20 protein-coding genes are annotated in these 19,575 nt (G+C 37.2%); 10 read left to right on the forward strand and 10 right to left on the reverse strand.

Features of this window, described 5'->3' with window-relative positions; genetic code table 11:
• Positions 1–73: 73 nt before the first annotated feature.
• The 9 genes from CVT13_RS03020 to CVT13_RS03060 all read right to left on the reverse strand — a co-directional run bounded on the left by CVT13_RS03020 (position 74) and on the right by CVT13_RS03060 (position 7,125).
• The gene (locus tag CVT13_RS03020; protein WP_021090969.1) at positions 74–625 is read right to left on the reverse strand and encodes a DUF2393 family protein; all 552 of its coding nucleotides are present in this window, start codon (positions 623–625) and stop codon (positions 74–76) included.
• Positions 625–1,155 carry a DUF2393 family protein gene (locus tag CVT13_RS03025; protein ID WP_087576542.1) on the reverse strand — a complete coding sequence of 177 codons (531 nt, stop codon included), beginning with the start codon at positions 1,153–1,155 and terminating at the stop codon, positions 625–627. Before CVT13_RS03025 ends, CVT13_RS03020 begins: the two co-directional genes overlap by 1 nt.
• Complete coding sequence (hisIE, locus tag CVT13_RS03030; RefSeq protein WP_107811562.1) at positions 1,139–1,879, reverse strand: bifunctional phosphoribosyl-AMP cyclohydrolase/phosphoribosyl-ATP diphosphatase HisIE; 741 nt, start codon at positions 1,877–1,879, stop codon at positions 1,139–1,141. Before hisIE ends, CVT13_RS03025 begins: the two co-directional genes overlap by 17 nt.
• Before the next feature lie 2 nt (positions 1,880–1,881).
• Positions 1,882–3,000: a prohibitin family protein gene (locus tag CVT13_RS03035; protein WP_021090685.1), complete on the reverse strand. Its 1,119-nt coding sequence runs from the start codon at positions 2,998–3,000 to the stop codon at positions 1,882–1,884.
• Between the two features lie 17 nt (positions 3,001–3,017).
• Complete coding sequence (locus tag CVT13_RS03040) at positions 3,018–3,932, reverse strand: branched-chain amino acid transaminase (RefSeq protein ID WP_054196075.1); 915 nt, start codon at positions 3,930–3,932, stop codon at positions 3,018–3,020.
• Positions 3,933–4,036: 104 nt separating this feature from the next.
• Positions 4,037–4,678: a thiol:disulfide interchange protein DsbA/DsbL gene (locus tag CVT13_RS03045; protein ID WP_107811563.1), complete on the reverse strand. Its 642-nt coding sequence runs from the start codon at positions 4,676–4,678 to the stop codon at positions 4,037–4,039.
• Between the two features lie 24 nt (positions 4,679–4,702).
• Entirely contained in the window at positions 4,703–6,418 is a 1,716-nt protein-coding gene (locus CVT13_RS03050; RefSeq protein WP_107811564.1) for a phosphoethanolamine transferase, read from the reverse strand.
• A 9-nt stretch (positions 6,419–6,427) separates the two neighbouring features.
• Positions 6,428–6,925, reverse strand: coding sequence for a thioredoxin-dependent thiol peroxidase (gene bcp, locus CVT13_RS03055; RefSeq protein WP_107811565.1), 498 nt, complete (start codon positions 6,923–6,925; stop codon positions 6,428–6,430).
• Positions 6,922–7,125 carry a tautomerase family protein gene (locus CVT13_RS03060; RefSeq protein WP_072593947.1) on the reverse strand — a complete coding sequence of 68 codons (204 nt, stop codon included), beginning with the start codon at positions 7,123–7,125 and terminating at the stop codon, positions 6,922–6,924. Before CVT13_RS03060 ends, bcp begins: the two co-directional genes overlap by 4 nt.
• Positions 7,126–7,240: 115 nt before the next feature.
• On the opposite strand from CVT13_RS03060, the gene CVT13_RS03065 reads away from it, so the two are divergent.
• A complete protein-coding gene (locus tag CVT13_RS03065) occupies positions 7,241–7,645 on the forward strand; it encodes a hypothetical protein (protein ID WP_054196078.1) in 405 nt (134 codons plus the stop codon).
• On the opposite strand, the gene CVT13_RS03070 is transcribed toward CVT13_RS03065, so the two are convergent.
• On the reverse strand, positions 7,642–10,950 hold the full coding sequence (locus tag CVT13_RS03070; protein ID WP_107811566.1) for a DUF748 domain-containing protein: 3,309 nt from the start codon (positions 10,948–10,950) through the stop codon (positions 7,642–7,644). The two genes, CVT13_RS03065 and CVT13_RS03070, sit on opposite strands and share 4 nt — an antisense overlap.
• 171 nt (positions 10,951–11,121) lie before the next feature.
• Here CVT13_RS03070 and CVT13_RS03075 point away from each other — a divergent pair, with 171 nt between their 5' ends.
• From CVT13_RS03075 to clpX, 9 genes are all read left to right on the forward strand, one after another.
• Entirely contained in the window at positions 11,122–12,657 is a 1,536-nt protein-coding gene (locus CVT13_RS03075) for an ABC transporter substrate-binding protein (RefSeq protein ID WP_413784297.1), read from the forward strand.
• Between the two features lie 12 nt (positions 12,658–12,669).
• Positions 12,670–13,608 carry an ABC transporter permease gene (locus tag CVT13_RS03080; protein ID WP_107811568.1) on the forward strand — a complete coding sequence of 313 codons (939 nt, stop codon included), beginning with the start codon at positions 12,670–12,672 and terminating at the stop codon, positions 13,606–13,608.
• Positions 13,605–14,405: an ABC transporter permease gene (locus CVT13_RS03085; RefSeq protein ID WP_107811569.1), complete on the forward strand. Its 801-nt coding sequence runs from the start codon at positions 13,605–13,607 to the stop codon at positions 14,403–14,405. Before CVT13_RS03080 ends, CVT13_RS03085 begins: the two co-directional genes overlap by 4 nt.
• A complete protein-coding gene (locus CVT13_RS03090; protein WP_107811570.1) occupies positions 14,402–15,082 on the forward strand; it encodes an ATP-binding cassette domain-containing protein in 681 nt (226 codons plus the stop codon). Before CVT13_RS03085 ends, CVT13_RS03090 begins: the two co-directional genes overlap by 4 nt.
• Positions 15,079–15,828, forward strand: a complete 750-nt coding sequence (locus CVT13_RS03095; RefSeq protein ID WP_107811571.1) for an ATP-binding cassette domain-containing protein — start codon at positions 15,079–15,081, stop codon at positions 15,826–15,828. The genes CVT13_RS03090 and CVT13_RS03095 overlap by 4 nt, the downstream gene beginning before the upstream one ends.
• Before the next feature lie 26 nt (positions 15,829–15,854).
• Positions 15,855–16,928: an epoxyqueuosine reductase QueH gene (locus tag CVT13_RS03100; RefSeq protein WP_107811572.1), complete on the forward strand. Its 1,074-nt coding sequence runs from the start codon at positions 15,855–15,857 to the stop codon at positions 16,926–16,928.
• Positions 16,929–17,077: 149 nt separating this feature from the next.
• Complete coding sequence (fabZ, locus tag CVT13_RS03105; RefSeq protein WP_021091063.1) at positions 17,078–17,524, forward strand: 3-hydroxyacyl-ACP dehydratase FabZ; 447 nt, start codon at positions 17,078–17,080, stop codon at positions 17,522–17,524.
• Positions 17,525–17,545: 21 nt separating this feature from the next.
• The gene (lpxA, locus tag CVT13_RS03110; RefSeq protein ID WP_107811573.1) at positions 17,546–18,334 is read left to right on the forward strand and encodes an acyl-ACP--UDP-N-acetylglucosamine O-acyltransferase; all 789 of its coding nucleotides are present in this window, start codon (positions 17,546–17,548) and stop codon (positions 18,332–18,334) included.
• A complete protein-coding gene (gene clpX, locus CVT13_RS03115; protein ID WP_021090629.1) occupies positions 18,334–19,566 on the forward strand; it encodes an ATP-dependent Clp protease ATP-binding subunit ClpX in 1,233 nt (410 codons plus the stop codon). The genes lpxA and clpX overlap by 1 nt, the downstream gene beginning before the upstream one ends.
• Positions 19,567–19,575 lie beyond the last annotated feature (9 nt).

Consider the following 19,575-nt stretch of genomic DNA (forward strand, 5'->3'; position numbering starts at 1 on the left):
AATTTAATCTAAAATCAAACTAAGACTTAGTGCTTTATCCTATGAAATTTGTAAAAATTTGCTTTAAATTTGATTAGTAGCAATTTAGCTTTGTGATATTCATGCCGTTTTTAAAGTAAGGCGGATATGGCATATATACGGTAAATGGTGTGCTTTTTTGCTTTGGTAAATTTTTGGCTACATCAAATTTATATTCAACTGTATTTGGCCTCTCGTCCTTATCTGTGCCAAGAACCCATGAGAAAAATGAAAGCCCACTTGGCTTAAAAAATGCTTCACCGCCAAGGTCATTTTTATTTAGCGGTTGATTGATTAGTTTGACTGTCAGCGTGCAGTTGCTAATTGTAAATTTACCAATATTTCTCACTTGTCCCTTAAAAACAATACTCTCATTTCGTAAAATTCGCTCACTTTTTACATTTTCAAGCATGCCTTTTTTTGTATATTTGTCAAGCACTAGCATCAAAAAAACAGCAAGAGTGGTTGAGACTAGAATATTTGTAAAAAATAGTGATAAAAATAGCTTTCGCTCAGCTCTAAGCGACAACACAAGAAACAAAATAGAAAGTAGAGCAATCGCAAAAAGAACGATAATATGAACGATCGTAAAATATGCTGAGCTCATCAAAAACACTCCACTTTCTTAGAGATATTGTAGTCTATAAATGCGAAATCATTGACAAATTCTTTAACCTCAATGCTTTGCTTTGGTAAAAATTCCTCGTTTAAGATGATTCTTTTTCTAGCAAATGGATTAAGTGAGTTAAAAAAGTCTTTCGTATTTTGCCTTGAGCTTAGATAGAAGTCAAGCTCGATTTTACAGATACTAAGTGCATTATTTGAATTATTTGTAATATTAAAATCAACCATTAGCGCATCAACATATTGAAGCTGCTTGGTGGTTATTTTGCTTATACTAACTGGCCTTAAATTTTCATTTATATATTTGTTTGCGTAGTAATTACCTACAAAAAGTCCGAAAAAAGCAGCCAAAATAAATAAAAATCCTATCTGCCACCACGATTTTATCGCGATAAAAATTCCTAAAAGTACGATTAGTATAAAAGCTAAAAATATCCAGCCATAGGTTAGAAAATCAATGAGCTTTGCATTTTGCAATACAAAAAGCAAGTTGTGCTTAATGCTGTTTAACATCTCGCGATCTTTTCTCTTCAATGCCGCTCATACCAAAACGTCTTGCAAGTTCGTTTTTTACAGCATCTGGATGAATATTATGGGCTGAAAGTGCTACAAGTGCATGAAAGCAAAGATCGGCTGCTTCGTAGATCAGATCATCTTTTGCTTTTTGCTCATCTTGCTTTGAGTTTTCCGCGAAACTAAGATCCTTTGCAGCCATTATAAATTCGCCAGCCTCTTCGCCAACTTTCTTTAAAATTTGATTTTCACCTTTTTTAAAAAGACTTGCTACATATGAAGTTTCAGGGTTAGCGTTTAACTTCCTATCTTCTATTACATGGTAAAGCTCGTCAAGCACACCATAATTTATTTTTTTGACTTCAACTTTTGTATCTAAAATTTTGCCGTCATGTAAATTTATCTCATTAAAAAAACACGACCTTGCTCCAGTGTGACAAGCAGCGCCTCCGTTTTGAATCACTTTTAAAAGCAAAGTATCGTTGTCGCAGTCTAAAAAAGCAGCCTTTATCTCTTGAGTGTTGCCACTTTCTTCGCCTTTTTTCCAAATTCTATTTTTGGTGCGTGAAAAGTAGTGAGCGTAACGGCTAGATAGACTTAAATTTAATGCTTCTTCGTTCATGTAAGCAAGCATTAAAACTTCATTTGTGGCATGGTCGCAAACCACTACTGGAAGCAATCCACCAACCTTTTGCCAGTCTATACTTTTTGTTACGCTATTCATTTTTATCTCTCGCTTACTGAGCTAGCTCTTGCTTTATCTTTTGCGTCCAGCCAGATATTTGGCACAGCTCCGCCAGGTGTTAAGAAAATTTTAGCATCTTTGTTTTCTTTTAGAGCCTCGTTAAATTTGTTTTGCGTCTCGATCTGCTTTAAATTTAGTAGATTTTGATCGACACTTTTTGCAACCTCTTTGTTTGCATACGCAGTTGCGTCAGCCTCGATTTTAATTGCATCAGCCTTACCTTTTGCTTCAATGATCGCAGCTTTAGCTGTACCTTCAGCAAGTGCGGCTTGTTTTAAGGCCTCTTGATTTGCTCTTTCTACTTCGTATTTTGTTCTTTCGGCTTCTTGTTTAGCGATTTGGACGCGCTCAATCTGCTCTTTTACCTTTGAAGGCAAGATGATCTCACGAAGCTGGACTGTTAAAAGCTCAACTGGCTTATTTGGCTGAGAGTCGATGTCTTTTCTTATGCCATCATCGATTTGTCTTGCTAGATCGTTTCTCTTTGTTGGAAGCTCTTCTGCTGTATATTTACCAGCGATACTACGAACCACGTCACGAACGACAGGATCAACTATCTTGCTCTCCCAGCTAAGACCCCAAGAGGCAATAGTTTGAGGGGCATTTTCTGGATTTAAACGGTATTGCACAGTAATATCAATGCTAACTGGCAAATTTCTAGCATCAAGCACTGAAATAGAATTTTTACGTAAAATTCCAGCGCCAACGCCTTGATATGATTTTTGCATTGATTCGCCCATATCCTCACCAGAAGTATAGTTTATGATCCTAACTCTGGTGTCCACGATGATGATGTCTTGGATAAAAGGTAAAAAGAAGTGAAAGCCTGGCTGTAAAGGATTTGGCTCATATTTACCTGCTGTAGACTTAATACCAACTTCACCTGAGTGAATCACTTTAAATGGCTGTGTGATAGCAAAAATAGCAATAATTGCAATTACAATGTAGGCAAGTGCTCCAAATTTACCAAAACCACTTGGTAAATTTGGCATTTTAAAGTCCTTTTTGAAAGGCGGCTCTTTGTCGCTATTTTGACTAGAGCCTCTGTTGTCATTACCTGGCTTTTTTTTATTGAAATAATCGTTTAAATCAGCGGGCATTTCGTTCCTTTAAATTTTTAAATATATGTTAAAAATGATTCATATTTTTTATTTAGTCCATAAACTACGTCAAAATAAGCTTTTTGTAGTCTCTTTGTCACTTCGCCTCTAGCTCCGTTGCCGATAATGCGGTTATCTATGCTATTTATCGGTGTTACTTCAGCTGCAGTGCCAGTAAAAAATGCCTCGTCAGCTGTGTAAGCCTGATCTCTTGTGATGCGCTCCCTTCTTACTTCGATGTCAAGATCGTGAGCAAGTCTTATGACTGTATCTTGAGTGATGCTAAGTAGGCTATTGTCGTTTGGTGGAGTGATTAAAACGCCGTTTTCAACGATAAAGAAACACTCTCCTGGACCCTCAGCTACAAAGCCTTCACTATCAAGAAGTAGTGCTTCGTCGTATCCGGCCTCTTTTGCCTCGTAGTTTGCCATTTGTGAGCTTAGGTAGTTTGAGCTAGCTTTTGCTCTGTTCATTTGAGCAGCAGGTGCGAGTTTGGCAAAGCTTGAAATTTTAACTCTAATGCCTTTTTCTAGGCCTTCATCGCCAAGATAAGCACCCCATTCCCATGAAGCGATAGCGGTTTGCACTGGCGCTTTTGTGTGAGCTACACCCATTACGCCGTATCCTAAAAATATAAGTGGGCGGATATAAACATTGCCATTATATTTATTTGCACGAAGAAGCTCTATTTGCGCTTTTTCAAGCTCTTCCTCAGTGTAAGGTACATTTAAAACAGTCATTTTTGCTGATCTTAAAAGCCTTTTTGTATGATCTTGAAGTCTAAAAATAGCTAGACCTTTTTTTGTTTTATAAGCTCTTGTGCCCTCAAATACGGCATTAGCGTAGTGCAAAGAGTGAGTTAGAACGTGTACTTTTGCATCGTCCCATTTAACTAATTTTCCATCCATCCAGATAAATTCTGAAGCATTCATTGTTAAACCTTTCTTTTTTCTTAGAAATTTTGGTCTGAGTTTATCTAAAATTGCTTTAAATTTACATTTCTAAGACCAAAATTTGCAGATATTACCCGCTAAAACTACTTATCTAAAAGCTCTTGTATGATCTTTGCCATCTCGTCGATCGACGAAGCTGCGCTTAAGTTTATTAAGTATTTGCCGCTTACTACAAAAGCTGGCACACCGCTGATACTTGCAACATCATAAGAGGCGAACCATGCGTCTAAAAGCTCTTTTGCTCTTTCGCTATTTAGTGCTTTTTCGTAGTCGTCCTTGCTCACGTGAGCTGCTTTAAGGGCTAAATTTATAAATCTCTCTTTGTCTTTGCCATCATCAAAATCATCTTTTTCATCATGTCTTGCTTTATAGATCGCAAATTTTGCTTGCTTAAATTTTGACTCATCGCTTAGTAGATCAGTGCCATTTGCCTCATCTATCGATATAAGAGCGGCAAAAATTTTACTTGCGGTCTCGCCAAGTTTGCCTTTTGTGCTTAGATGATATGTGATAAATTTCACATCTTCAAGCTTTGACATCAGCTTTTTTGTAATCGTTCGGTCAAATTTATAGCAGTGTGGGCAGTCGTAGCTAAAGACCTTAACGACCGAGTTTTTAGGTACGTTAAGCGGTTTTGCTAGAGTTTGATACTCCACACCTTCAGTTAGCGCTGATAAATTTAGTGCAAAAAACGCACTTAAAATTAGCATTTTGATAAGCTTCATCTTTGCTCCTTATTATTTTGTTATTTACCATTGCGGCTTTACATTTTTGATGTTTTCGTAGTCAGTACCATTTACTAGACGCTTTCTACTCACATTAAATTCACCACTTATTAGGCTTCTTGATGCATTATATTCAAGTGGCTTTACACCAATAACATCAGCAAAAGTATGAACAATATCATCGCTCATAAATTTATAATCTTTTGCACTTTCTAGTTTTTGCCAAATTTGTGGATATTTTGCTTTAAATTTATCAGTGCCTATAAAAATGAGCGGAATTTCCAAAACAAAGCGGTTTGTCATGCCATGACCTCTTATGCTATCTACCTCAAAAAGAGCCTCACCATGGTCCGAGAGATAGACTATCAAAGCCTCATCGTCTTTGAAAATTTTATAAATTTCATTTATCACATAGTCATTATAAAGCACGCTATTTAGATACCAAGCAAAGCTCTCTTTTTGTCCAGAATTCATTTTGTTTTGTAGATCATTGGCTGTAAATTTTGCAAAATCTTTTGGATACCTTAGGTCGTATTTAAAGTGATTTCCCATTAGGTGAATGATATAAAAATTTGACTCTCCAAGGCTTTGTTTTATCTTTGAAATTTCAGGCAAAAGTATGCCATCTGTTTCTCTACCGGCATAATTTGTAGCTGATGCAAATTTTTGTGTAAAAAATGTGATATCACTTCTATCTGCGACACTTTTTTGTGTTGTAGAGTATCCGCCGATATTGCTTTGATTGCTTATCCATGCTGTTTTGTATCCTGCTAGGCTAAACATATCAACGATGTTTAAGCTCTTACTCCAAGGCTCTTTGCTTTCATAGTTTGAGAAATTTAAAACCTTTGAAAGAGAACCGTTTGTATATGTATCAGGAGCGGTAGTATCTGTATAGATTATGGCATTGCCACTTTGGTTTAATGCCATTAAATTTGGTGTAGTAGGCAAGCCAAATCCATAAACGCTCATCTCGTTTCTTTGCAAACTTTCACCGATCACAAAGACTACATTTGCTACTTTTTGCTCAGCTTTTATGTTTTGGTTTGCTGCTTTAGATACATCATAATCTTTTAAAATTTGTTTATTGCTAGCTAAAAAATTATCATCTAAAAGATATTTTTTTAAAACAAAAGCGTAATTTATCAGGATATGTTCTGAGAGCTTACTTATAGCTCTATCAGCTTTATTAGACGATATTCTCATTGCTGATTTTGTAAAGAATACTGCTGCAAAGGCTATGTAAAGCACCGAAAGGACGATGATAGTTTTTCGGCTAAAATCTTTTGTGTTAGATCTTTTATATCTTGTCATAGCGTAAAAGATGATACACAAAAGCATAGCAACTACTAAATATTTAGCTTCAAAAAATGTCTGGAAAAACTCACCGGCTTCATCTGGATTTGTGTGTAGCACACTATCTATTATTGCTATATTTATATCTGTTTTTAAACTTGTTAAAGTGAAAAAATTTATAAAACATAGAACGAAAATGATTAGTGCATAAACTAGATAAACCCCTTTAAATAGTCCACGGCTTAGCAAGTAAAGAACATGTGTTATAACTAAATTTAATAAAAATATAGTAGTTAAGCTTCTTGCCATATGCATAAGAGCTATGCGGTCAGTTCCTTCAAAAAAATAAATTTTATAGACATTTGCGATAAACATTACAAGCGTTGTAACCACAAACATATTTATAAAAGGGCTCTTTATAACGGTATTAAAAAATTTTGTCATTTTTTTACCTTATTTTACAAGATCAGCTAGCACCTTTGCGGCGTGATCTTTGGCTTTTACGCTTTTGTAAATTTTAACTATCTTGCCGTCTTTGCCGATCACAAATGTGCTTCTTGCGATACCAAGATACTCTTTGCCGTAGTTTTTCTTGACCTGCCAAACGCCATAAAGCTTTGAAATTTCTTTATCCTCATCGCTTAATAGAATGTGCTTTAAATTTTGCTTTGCGATAAAGCCAACGTGAGATTTCACACTATCTGGGCTAACACCGATGATAATTGTGTCGTTTTTGATAAACTGATCGTAGTTTGCGCTAAATTCGCAAGCCTCAGTCGTGCAGCCTGGGGTGTTATCCTTTGGGTAGAAGTAAAGCACTACGTTTTTGCCTATAAAGTCCTTTAGTGCGACCTTTACGCTATCTTGATTTAGCGCTTCAAACTCTGGCGCTTTGTCGCCAACTTCAAGCGTTATCTTTCTCTCCATATCTGCTTTGCTAAATTCGCTCATTTCATCCCCTTTCTCTTATCTTCTACGCTTTCGCCACCTACGCCGATGTTGCTAGCGTCGTGAGTTTCTATGAAAATCATTACCGCCTCTTTTTTCTTGCCAAGCACTCTTACAAGCGTCTCAGTCACCTCTTTAAAAACTTGATCTTTTTGCTCTTTTGTCGGCTCTGGGCCTGCTATTTTGATATTAACATAAGGCATTGTTGCTCCTTTTTAAGATGCAAAATATTAGCCAAAATGAGTGAAATTTCAGATTAAAGCCTTTATTTAAGAATTTGGCATTAAAATACAAAAATTTGTTACATAGGAGCGAAAAATGGACTACAACAAACATAACAAAGGCTTTGTTTGCTTTATGTATAGCTTTGGACGAAGCAGGGCAGTTTATGCTGTTTTGATGTTTTTAGTCATATTTTTGCTTGGTTTTTTGACATTTGGCTCAAGTGCTCAAACTAACATTTTAAATTTACAAATAGCCCTTGGTGTCATGCTTTGCGGGCTTTTACTCATCCTTGTAAATCCAAAAATTTTTATCATTAAGCTAATTGGCTATTTAATTTCACTTGCTGGCGTTATGATCGCTCTTCACAATGCAAATTTACTAGGTGAAGGCTTTAGCTTATATTTTTACGCAAGCCTAGTTTTTGGCGCATTTATGATGCTCATGTTTCTTAGCTGGTTTGTTTACAACGCAAGAAGCAGTGAGATAAATGAAATTTAGTTCGCCACTCCCATAAGCACACTTGCGTAGGTGTTTTGCTTAGGCTCTGAGCTTGTTGCATCATTTACATTTATGCGGCCAGTCTCAAGCCCAGCCTTTATGAGTGCTTCTTTTACTGCATTTGCACGCTCATTTGCTAGCTCAACTAGTTTTTCCTTATCCACTTCGATGGTTTTTATTGCCTCTTCTCTTAAGGCCTTATCACTTTTATCTTTAGCGTTTGGAACGAGAGAATTTAGCACGGTAATATAATCTTTGCCACTTGAGGCGATTATTTGATTTATCTTTTGATCAAGCTTTTTTTCTTTAAAGTAGAGCACATCTATTTCAGAGTAAGTAGGCGTGATGCTAAGTTTCATCATAGGCTTTGCAGTGGTTAATTTTATAAAATCAGCTATTTTTGGTGCTTCTGAGCTTATTAGCTCGCTGCTTCCAGCAAGAAAATCAATAGAGCTAAGATCCTTGCTGCCAAGTCCTAGAGCATTACCTAAAAATCTAAACGGAGCTAACGTAATGTCTGCAAAGAGTTTTTTAACAGCAGCCCAAATGACACCGCCATATTTAAAGTCAGGATCGTCTAAATTTCCTTCAACTGGCAGGTCGATATTTATTTGATTATTTTGATCGCTTAATATCGATATAGCAAGCGAGAGTGGCAAATTTACAGCATCTTTTGAATCAACCTTTTCTCCAAGTGTGAGTGTGTCAAAATTTATAAGATTTGAGCCGTTTAGTTTTGAATCAACAACGCTATAATTTAGATTTAAATTTAACTTGCCTTTTTTTATTTTATAACCCAAAAATTGCCCGCTGTATGGTGTTATGTCGATTAGATCGATGTCTTTAAAATCAAGTTTAATATCGGTATTTTGCTTTAACTCAAAAGGAAATAGTTTTGCTGTAATCTGAGAAAAACCGTTTTTACCAACTGTACCTTTAAACTCGCCCGAACTTGGACGTTTTTTATCGATGTCAGTTAGCTTGCCATTTAGATTTGAAATTTTTGTAGCAAATGGCATAAATAGTGACGCATCTGAAAAATCAACCTCGCCGTTGTTAAGTGAGAAATTTTTAATACTAAAATTTAGCTCGTCATCTTTTTTACTAGCTGCCTTTTTGCTCTCAGCTTTTTGCTCATTTTGGGCTTTGCTTTTATCTTCTTTTACGATTTTGCTTAGATTAAATTCGCGCTCTTTGCTTAGATGAGCCTTGATAAATGGCGAATTTAGAGCAACTCCAGTAATTTCAAGATTATCTTTAAAAAGTGAAATTTTATCTACATCTAAACTTTTAAATGCGATTAGCTTTTCTTTATTTTTATCATCTAATCTAATATCTTTTACACTAAGTTTTGCGTCCGCTTTTATATCTTTTGCATAGTAAAGTTCGGCGTTTGCGCTCATCTCTCCACTTGAAAGATCTGCCTCTAAAAATGGCTTTGCGTAGGCAAAATATTTTGGCAAATTTTTATCTTCAATTTTGATTTTAGCAGTTATATCAAGAGGTTCAAGTTTGATCTTTGAGATTAGGTCCAAATTTAGCTTTTGCGAGCTTTTTATATCCACTTTCGCGTCAAATGGCTTACTAAAATCGCTACTTAAATTTGCTATTTTTACAAACAAATTATCAAATTTATGAGCGATTTTCTCGCCTTCAAAAAGATGCGTCAAAGCGATATTGGCGTTATTTACATTGATATTTTTTATGTCAAATTTAAACTCACTCTCTTTGCTTTTTGAAGCTGATGTATTCTCTTTTTTGGTTTTAGTGCGATGATTGGCTGTTTTTGCTGGCCCATGCTCACCAAGTCCAAGCTGGTTTATCGCGCTTAAGCCGCTACCATTTAACTCTGAGTTAAATTTTGGTCTATTTACATCGATATTCTCAGCACTCAAAGCCATATTTAAAATATCAAATTTGATCGTTTTTGTAAGCACATCAGCGATATCTAAAATTTCTTTATTTTTTGCCTTTAAATTTATGCCATTTATACTAAGCTCATTAAGATTTGCAAGGCTTTTGTTGGTATCTTGAGTGAAGCTAATGTTTGAGAATTTAGCCCCTGTCACATTTGCATTCGCATTTTTACTAAGCGGGGCATTGATACCTTCAAACGTTATTTTTTCAAGCGTTAGGGCGGTTTTGTTGTTTGCTAAATTTGCATTTAAATTTGAGGCATTTATATCTTTTAGATTTACTAAATTTTTACTGGTTTCGTCTATTTTTAGGGTATTTGCATTTATGCTATTTAGCGTAGCTGTTGCATTTAGCTCACTTTTTTCATTTAAATTTGCTAAAAGCGAAATATCGTTTAAATTTAGTGATTTTAAGCTTGCTGTTATTGCATTTTTAAATGACACATCGCTTAAATTCATGGCATTTAGCTCTAATTTAGCATCTATCTTGTCTGCTATCTTACTTGATAGATCAAATTTTGGAAGCTCTAGCTCACCAAGGCTTAGTTCATTTTTGCCCTCATCTATGCTTAGTGATTTTACATTTAAAAAGCTATCCTTTAAATTTATATTTGTAGCGTTTTCATCGGCAATTAAAGCGTAATTTATTCCTAAATTTATGACCGCATTTTTAAGATTTAGTGTGTCGTTATCAATAAAGCTAATCGCGACTGGATCGATACTAAAATCCTTTATGCTGATATTACCCTCGATTTTTAGTGGATTTAGCTTGATATCGCCATTTAGATCGATCTTGTGAGCTAAGCTCGAGTTTGAGTCAAAAATATGGCTACCTGCGCTATTTTTCTTCGTATTTAGCGAGCTTAGCTCGTAGTTTATATCATCAAAATTTACGTTAAATGGCTTTGTTAAATTTTGATCGCTATATGAAAATGAGCCTTTGATGATTTTTGCGTTATTTAAGGCAAAATTTATAGAGCTAGTGCTGTTATCTTCGGTAGTCGCGTTATCGTCGCTTATAAAATTGCTAAAGTTAAATTTTGAATTTTTATCTCGTAAAATTTTGACATTTGGCTCTTGAAGCCTAAAAATATCAACTTCAACTAATTTTTTAAAAATAGAAAATGGCTTTAGCTTGATGTCGATTTGCTTTGTGCTAAAAAGTGGCGAAGTAGTGTTTAACTCGGTGTTTGTGGCATTTAGCTCGAAGGTAAATGGATTAAATTTAGCATCTGCCACAAAAAGCGTTGCATTGTAGTCTTTTAGATACTTTGGAGCAACATTTTTGATAGCATAAGGAACACCAAAAAAGCCAAGAAGCGTATAAAAAAGCAAAAGTGAAACTAAACTTATGCCTGAAATTAGGGCTATTTTTTTATTTTTATTCATTTAAATTTTTACCTTGAAGTGATCTAAAATAAACTTTGATTTTACTTTAAATAAGGTTAAATTCTAGTTAGAAATTTCCAAATTTTTAGACGTTCAAATTTGCATTTTAGTTAATAATACTTTTATAAAATTCGTATTACCATTTCACAAATATTTCAATCAAAGGAGATAATTGTGAAGAGAATTTTACTTGCATTTTTCTTGTTATTTGGCGTTTGCCTTTACGCAAACGAGAGCAAAGTCGTGGTCGCTATCGAGGAGCAAACACCTCGTATAAATCCACTCTACGACGAGGATCACGATCCTACGCTTTCGCTGGTTTTTTCTGGACTTACTAGCCATGATGAAAATAGCCACGTCGTGCCTGAGCTTGCCAAGTCTTGGCAGGTGAGTGATGATGGGCTGGAGTATGTTTTTGAGCTAAGAGATGATGCTTTTTGGCATGACGGGGTGAAATTTAGCGCAAAGGACGTTAAATTTACTATCGAAGCGGCTCAAGATAAGAAGCTAAATGCGCCTGCTATCTCAAACTATGAGGTGGTAAAAAGCGTTGAAATTTTAGGCGATTATAAGGTAAAGATCACGCTAAAAGAGCCGTTTCCGCCGTTTCTTGACGCACTTAGCTTTGGCATTTTGCCCGAGCACATTTTAAAGGGCAAAGATATCGCGACTGATAAATTTAATGACGCTCCTATTGGCACTGGCGCATACAAGCTTGTAAAATGGAAAAAAGATGAGAGTTTGGAGTTTGTGGCAAATGATAAATTTTACAAGGGTGAGCCAAAGATAAAAAGGCTATTTTTAAAGATAGTTGGTGATGAAAATTTAAGACTTGTAGGGCTAAAAAGCGGTGAGATCGACGTCGCGCTCATCTCTCCAACTGGTGTAAATTTTATAAAAGATGATAAAAAATTAAGCCTGCTTAAGTTTAAAAGTGCGGACTATAGAGCTTTGATGCTTAACTTTGAAAATCCTCTTTTTCAAGATAAAAATGTAAGAATTGCCCTAAACTACGCTGTAAATAAAGATGAGATAGTTAAAAATTTATTTCACGGATATGCAAGCGTGGCGAACAATCCGATAGAAAAAAGCTTTGCAAATGACAGCGAGTTTAAATTTAGCTACGATCCGCAAAAGGCTAGGGAGCTGCTTGAAAAGAGTGGCTTTAAGAAAAACAAGGCTGGCTTTTTTGAAAAGGATGGCAAGGAGCTTGGCTTTGATATCTACGCCTTTAATAACGACATTTTAAGGGTCAATCTAGCCAAAATTTTAAGCAGTGAGCTAAATAAATTTGGCGTGAGAGCAAAAGCCTACGCTAAGCCAAGAACAGCCTTTAGCATAAGCGAGGTTGATAGCTTTATCATCGGCTGGGGAAGCCCATTTGATCCAGATTTTCACACGTATAGAATTTTTGGCGGATTTGCTGATGTGAGTGTGAATGAAAATGGCTGGAACTTTAGTCACTATAAGGATGCAAACGTCGATCGTGCCTTAAAAAACGCGAGATATACAAAGGACGTGGAGCTTAGGAAAAAATACTACAAAGAATTTCTAAAAGCGCTTTTTGAAAATCCACCTTACATTTTTATAGCTTATCTTGACTATCCGCTCGTTTTTAACAACAAAATTTCAGGCATAAAGACGCAAATTTTAGGCCACCATGGGGCTGGATTTTTATGGAACATAAGAGAGTGGCAAGTAAAATAGTGGATAAAAACTTTGTTTAGAGCCATTTTAAAAACAGCGATCTCAAGCCTTGGATTGCTGTTTTTTATCTCGTTTTTTCTATTTTTGCTCATATATTTTTTGCCAGGAAACGTCACTGATGCGATGTTTTTGCGAAGTGAGGCGGTGAGCGTGGCTATAAAAGAGCAAATTTTAGAAAATTTGGGGCTAAAAGATGGCTTTTTTGTGCAGTATTTTAGATGGCTGGCTCACTTTGTCACGGGGGACTTTGGCACTAGCTTTGTAAGTGGGGCAAGCGTTTTTTTACTCATTAAAGAGAGACTTTTAAACTCGCTTATTTTATTTTTTGCTTCGTTTTTTCTGATAGTTTTTTTGTCATTTTTTTTGGGGCTTTTAAGCGCCATTTATAAGAATAAATTTGCCGATATCTTTATAAATTTTAGCTCCTTTTTACTGGCTTCATTGCCGCATTTTTACGTAGCACTCGTGCTAATAGCGATCTTTAGCGTCTATCTAAACGTGCTGCCAAGTTCAGGCGCAAACGAGCTAGGATCTAGCGGAGTTGGGGCTAAATTTATCATCTTGCCAACGCTTGCCATCATCTTGCCACACCTTGGCGCAAACGTGAAATTTGTAAGAGACACGCTAAATCAAAGCCTAAACGCTGATTTTATCCAGGCGGCTCACGCTAGAGGCTTGGGGCGGGGCAAAATTTATCTATTTGCGATAAAGCACGCAAGCACCGACATAGTCTATTATTTCGCAACCCTTGTGGCTGGCGTTTTTGCTGGCTCATACGTCATTGAGAGCATTTTTTCATTTCCAGGCATAGGCAAGCTTAGCCTTGATGCAGTTATCGCTAAAGACTATCCAGTAGCGCTTGCGACCATTTTACTAACTGCTGTTTTTGTCGTTTTTGCAAATTTACTGGCTAAAATTTTCGCAATCTTGGCAGATAAGAGAAATTTATGAGAAAAGTCATATTTTTTCTAGCTTGCTTTGTCTTTTTAGCGCTTGTTGCATTTGCCTTTATGACGCCGTTTTTCTCTAAATTTGAGCCAAATTTCACTGACTTTATGGCGGTAAATTTAGCCCCAAGTAGCGAGCATATCTTTGGCACTGATATACTAGGCAGGGACAATCTCATAAGAGTGTCCTATGCGCTTAAAAACTCGCTTCTTATCTTGCTTCTTGCTGGCTTTTTAACGACGCTTTTCTCACTCATCTATGCATATTTTGGCACGAGCAAGAGCAGAGCCTGTGAGAGCCTTTTTGATAAGGGGCTTGATGCTTTTTTAAGCATACCAAACATCGTTTTTATCATGCTTTTTAGCTCATTTAGTAGCGGAGATCTTCTTATAACCTCTTTTATCATCGCCATTTGCTCGTTTATGCAAGGCGCAAAAGTCTTTATGCAAAATTTAAGACTTAGTAAAAAGTGCGACTACGCCGAGCAAGCTGTGATAAATGGAGCTAGTAAATTTAGCCTTATCTGCTTTGAAATTTTGCCAAATTTAAAGCATCTAATAGTTAGTATCTTTGGCATAAACGCGATAAATGCTGTTGTTATGGAGGCCACGCTTGGCTTTTTTGGCGTGGGTAGCGACGCAAATAAAATAAGCCTTGGCATCATGCTAAATGAGAGCAAAGAAGCACTTTTTCTGGGCTCTTGGTGGATGGTGCTTTTCCCTGGCGTGACGCTCTTTTTGCTCATCCTCGCAACCTCGATCATCACGTCAAATTCAAAAAATGGCAATATAAAAATATGATAGAGATTAAAAATTTAAACGTTTTTTATAAGGATAAAAAGCTTTTGAGAGAGCTTGATTTTACCATGGGCGAGGGTAAATTTATAGGTATCACGGGTGCAAGTGGCAGTGGCAAATCGCTCTTTGCAAAGAGTTTAATAAGGCTTTTTGATGATGATTTTAGAGTGAGGGCGGATAAATTTAGCATTTATAAAAAAGATATCTTAAAACTTAGCCAAAATGAGCTAAAGGAGTACCGCAGAAAGGTCGCTGCGCTCGTTTTTCAAAACTCTGTTGCCAGCCTTCATCCGCTCTTAAACGTCGGCGATCACTTCAACGCCTATCTTGGCGGCGATAATAAATCAAATAAAGAGCTTGCATTTGCTTATTTTAGGGAGTTTGGGCTGGGTAATGCAAATCTCATCTGGCACAAATACTCATACGAGCTAAGTGGCGGTGAGGCGAGCCGCGTGCAGATCGCTCTTGCGCTTTGCTTGAAGCCAAAAATTTTAGTCTGCGACGAGATAACAAGTGGGCTTGATAGCATTAGCGCTAGCCACGTAGCAGGTATCTTAGAGAGTCTAAAAGGCAAGATGAGCGTCATCTTTATCTCGCATGATGAGGCGCTAACAAACTATCTTAGTGATGAAATTTGGCAGATGAGAGATAAGCGGCTAAATTTAAAGGAAAATGCGTGAAAATCAGGCTTGAAAACGTCTCAAAAAGTTTAAGCTTTAAGGAGCATTTTAATGCAAAAAGTGAAACCTTACACCTTTTAAATGGGATAAATTTTGAACTTGATGATGGCGAAAATTTAGTCATTTTGGGGCAAAGTGGCAGTGGCAAAAGCACGCTTGCAAAGCTCATATCATTTAGCGAGCCAAAAAGTGGGGGCAAAATTTATATAAATAATGAAGAGATCACGGACAAAAATGAGCTCAAAAAAGATATCAGATATATCTTGCAAAACCAAAAACAAGCCCTAAATCCAGCGCTAAAAGTAAAAACCGCCATCGCTCATGTGAGGTCATATCTTAAGCTTAGCTTTAGCGAAAATGAGCTCAAAGAGCTTCTGGCAAATTTAAATTTAAAAGATGAAATTTTAGAGAAATACCCATCACAGCTAAGTGGCGGCGAGGCGACAAGGGTTGGGATACTGCTAGCGCTTCTTTCAAAGCCAAAAATCTTAATCTGCGACGAGATAACAAGCGGGCTTGACAACGAAACAAAACAAAAGATCATAAATTTGCTTTTAAACTTAGATGAAAAGATCAGCATTATCTTTATCACGCACGATATCTTAAGTGCGATGAAAATAGCGCAAAAGGTGCTAATCATCGAATCTGGCAAGCAAGTGGCTTTTGGTAAATTTGAAGATCTTGCAAGCCAAAATGTCCTTAAAAAATACCTTGATGCAGCTAAATTTTATGACGCCAAACTTTGATATAATGCAAGCAAAAAAGGTTAAATTTGTTAGTTCATATCTGCTGCTCGGTCGATAGCCACTACTTTTTACAGCGCCTACGAAAAGATTACTCAAATGAACGAATAGTAGGCTATTTTTACGATCCAAACATACATCCATATAGCGAATTTTTACTGCGTTTTGAGGACGTGAAACGAAGCTGTGAGAAGCTAGGCATCGAGCTAATATGCGGCGAGTATGACTACGAAGCGTGGCTTGGTGGCACAAAAGGACTTGAAAACGAGCCAGAAAAGGGCAAAAGGTGCGAATACTGCTTTGATTTTCGTATGAAAGACTCCGCTAAAAAGGCACTTGAGCTAGGATTTGGTAAGATCACGACGACACTTTTGATGAGCCCAAAAAAGGACTTTTCTCAGCTTAAAAAGGCGCTTGATGAGGCGGTGGCTGGCTCAAATTTAGAGGCAGTCGCAGTTGATTATAGAAAAAATGGCGGCACAAGCGAGCAGTTTATCCTGGCTAAAAAAGATAAGCTCTATCACCAAAACTACTGCGGCTGTGTCTTTGCGCTAAAAAAACAGCGCGACTCGCAAAATTTGCCCCAAAGTGAGCTAATGAGCGAGCTACACGCAAGGGCACTTTATGGCAGCATAGAAGCTAGGCTTGAGCTTTATAAAAAGGTGCGAGAGTGCGAGGCAAGAGGTGAGAAATTTCACCTTTTTAGAAGGCGATTTTTAAACTATAGGCTTTTGCACGCTAGTGTGAAATTTCAAAACGCTGTGATACCAAGCTACTTTGTGCTCTACTCTGGCTTTAAAAGAGAAAATTTGAAGCTAAATGTAGAAAATTCCTGCGAAATGGACGATGAGCTAAAAGAGGGCGTGGTTTTTATGAGCTTAAGTCGATTTAATAAATTTACAAACAGCAAATTTAAAAGCGTTGATGAGCTTTGCAAAAGGCCGCTTGAGCTTGGCGCTGAGATGAAATTTCGCCGTGAGATAAGCGGGGAGTTTTCGCAAAATCCTATCATCATCCTAGACGAGGTCAAAAAGGGTAGCTACGAAATTTACGCAAAGGCTGTTTTTTATAACGATAGTGAAGAAATTTTGGTTTTAGACTAAAAGGTGAGTTTATAAAATTTATCTTAAAGCAGTGAATTAAATTTTGCCACATAAGGCGAAATTTAGAGATTTTTAAAAGAGGCTAATAATTTTTTTCTTAGTATAAATTTGTTACAATCGCCACAAATTTACATTACTAAGGCTAAAACGTGATAGACGTCGTAGAAATTCAAAAAATTCTCCCACATAGATTCCCATTTTTACTTATAGATAGAGTTGTCGAGCTAGAGCCTGCAAAAAACATTGTCGCTTACAAAAATGTAACCATTGGCGAACCGATATTTCAGGGGCACTTCCCAGGTCACCCGATCTATCCTGGCGTGATGATCATTGAAGGCATGGCACAAGCTGGTGGCGTGCTAGCGTTTAAGAGTATGAGCGACGAGCATCAGGCTGGTATCGAGAATAAAGTGGTTTATTTTATGAGCATAGACGGAGCAAAATTTCGCCATCCTGTTCGCCCTGGAGATAGACTAGAGTATAGACTAAATGTACTAAAGCATAAGGGAAATATTTGGGTGCTTGAAGGCAAGGCATATGTAGATGACGCACTTTGCGCCGAGGCTGAACTAAAAGCGATGATAGTCGATAAATAGGCTTTAAGAAAAAGAGATACAATGAAAAATATCCACCAAACAGCCGTTATAGAAGATGGAGCGATCATTGGAGATGACGCAAATATCGAGGCTTATGCATTTGTAAGTAAAGATGCAGTCCTTGGCAATAACGTCACGATAAAGCAAGGTGCAAGGGTACTTGGCAAGACTAAAATCGGCGATAACTCTCGTGTATTTAGCTATGCGATCGTGGGCGATATCCCGCAAGATATCAGCTATAAAGATGAGACTGATACCGGCGTTATTATTGGCGAGCACGCAACTATACGTGAGTTTTGCACGATAAACTCAGGCACGCACAAAGGCGATGGCATAACAAGGATCGGTGATAATGCTTTTATCATGGCGTATTCGCATATTGCACACGACTGTATAATAGGCAACAACGTCATTTTGGCAAATAACGCAACCCTGGCAGGTCACGTCGAGCTTGGTGACTACGCTGTTGTGGGTGGTCTTACGCCTATTCATCAGTTTGTTAGAGTGGGTGAAAGCTGCATGATCGCAGGTGCAAGCGCGCTTAGTCAAGATGTTGTGCCATTTTGCCTAGCTGAGGGCAACAGAGCATATATAAGAAGCTTAAATTTAGTCGGCATTAGGCGTAGATTTGACAAAGAGCAGGTTGAAGAGCTTGTTCGCGCTTATAAATTTTTGTTTAATCAAGGTATAAGCTTAAAAGATCAAGCAAATGAGCTAATCGCAAAAACCAGCGACGAAAACGTTAAAAAAATGTGTAAATTTATATTAGAAACGACAAGAGGAATTCCGCTTGCAAAAGGAAGAGATTAATGGCTAGAAAGTGTAATTTTTGTGGAGAGGCAGAGTCTGCCGAGAGAAGATTACTCGCTGATATCGAAGGAAATGCCTATATATGCGAGTACTGCATAGCAGCCGCATACGATATGATACATGGAGATACTAGCGTAGAAGAGAGTAAAAACGACGAAACGATAGAGTATCAAAAGCTCACACCAAAGGAGCTAAAAGCGGTACTTGATAACTATGTGATCGGTCAAGACAGGGCTAAAAAGGTCTTTAGTGTCGGCGTATATAACCACTATAAGAGAATTTTTAAACAAAGCGACATCAAAGACGATACTGAAATTTCAAAATCAAACATCTTGCTTGTTGGACCAACAGGAAGTGGCAAGACATTGATGGCTCAGACTTTGGCGAGATTTCTCGACGTGCCTATTGCGATTTGCGACGCCACAAGCCTAACTGAGGCTGGATATGTCGGCGAGGACGTTGAAAATATCCTTACTAGGCTTTTACAAGCTGCAAATGGCGATGTTAAAAAGGCGGAGCAGGGCATTGTCTTTGTCGATGAGATCGATAAGATCGCTAGAATGAGTGAAAATAGAAGCATCACAAGAGACGTTTCGGGTGAAGGCGTACAGCAAGCATTATTAAAGATCATCGAAGGAAGCGTCGTGAACATCCCACCAAAAGGTGGTAGAAAGCATCCAAATCAAGACTTCATCCAGATAGATACGACAAATATCTTATTTGTTTGTGGCGGTGCATTTGACGGACTTCTTGATATTATTGAAAGAAGGGTTGGTAAAAACGTACTTGGATTTAACCAAGAAAAACGTGGTAAAAATGAAAAAGAAAATTTACTAAGCCTACTTGAGCCAGACGATCTTGTAAGATATGGCCTCATCCCAGAGCTTATTGGTAGACTTCACGTAGTAGCTACTTTAAACGAGATAACAAAAGAAGATATGGTTAAAATTTTAACTGAGCCAAAAAATGCGATATTAAAACAATATCAAAAGCTTTGTGCGATTGATGGCGCTACGCTTAAATTTGATGATGAGGCACTTGAAGAGATAGCAAGTCTAGCCATTGAACGAAAAACCGGAGCTAGAGGGCTTAGAAGTATAATGGAAGAGCTCATGACAGACATAATGTATGAGCTGCCAGAGTTAAAAGAATATGATATTGTTATCTCAAAAGAGACTGTAAAAGATAAGGCAAAGCCAATTTTAATAAAGCACGATAAGAAAATAGCGTAAAGGAAATAG

The sequence above is a fragment of the Campylobacter concisus genome, assembly GCF_003049085.1.
GTDB classification, from domain to species: Bacteria; Campylobacterota; Campylobacteria; order Campylobacterales; family Campylobacteraceae; genus Campylobacter_A; species Campylobacter_A concisus_H.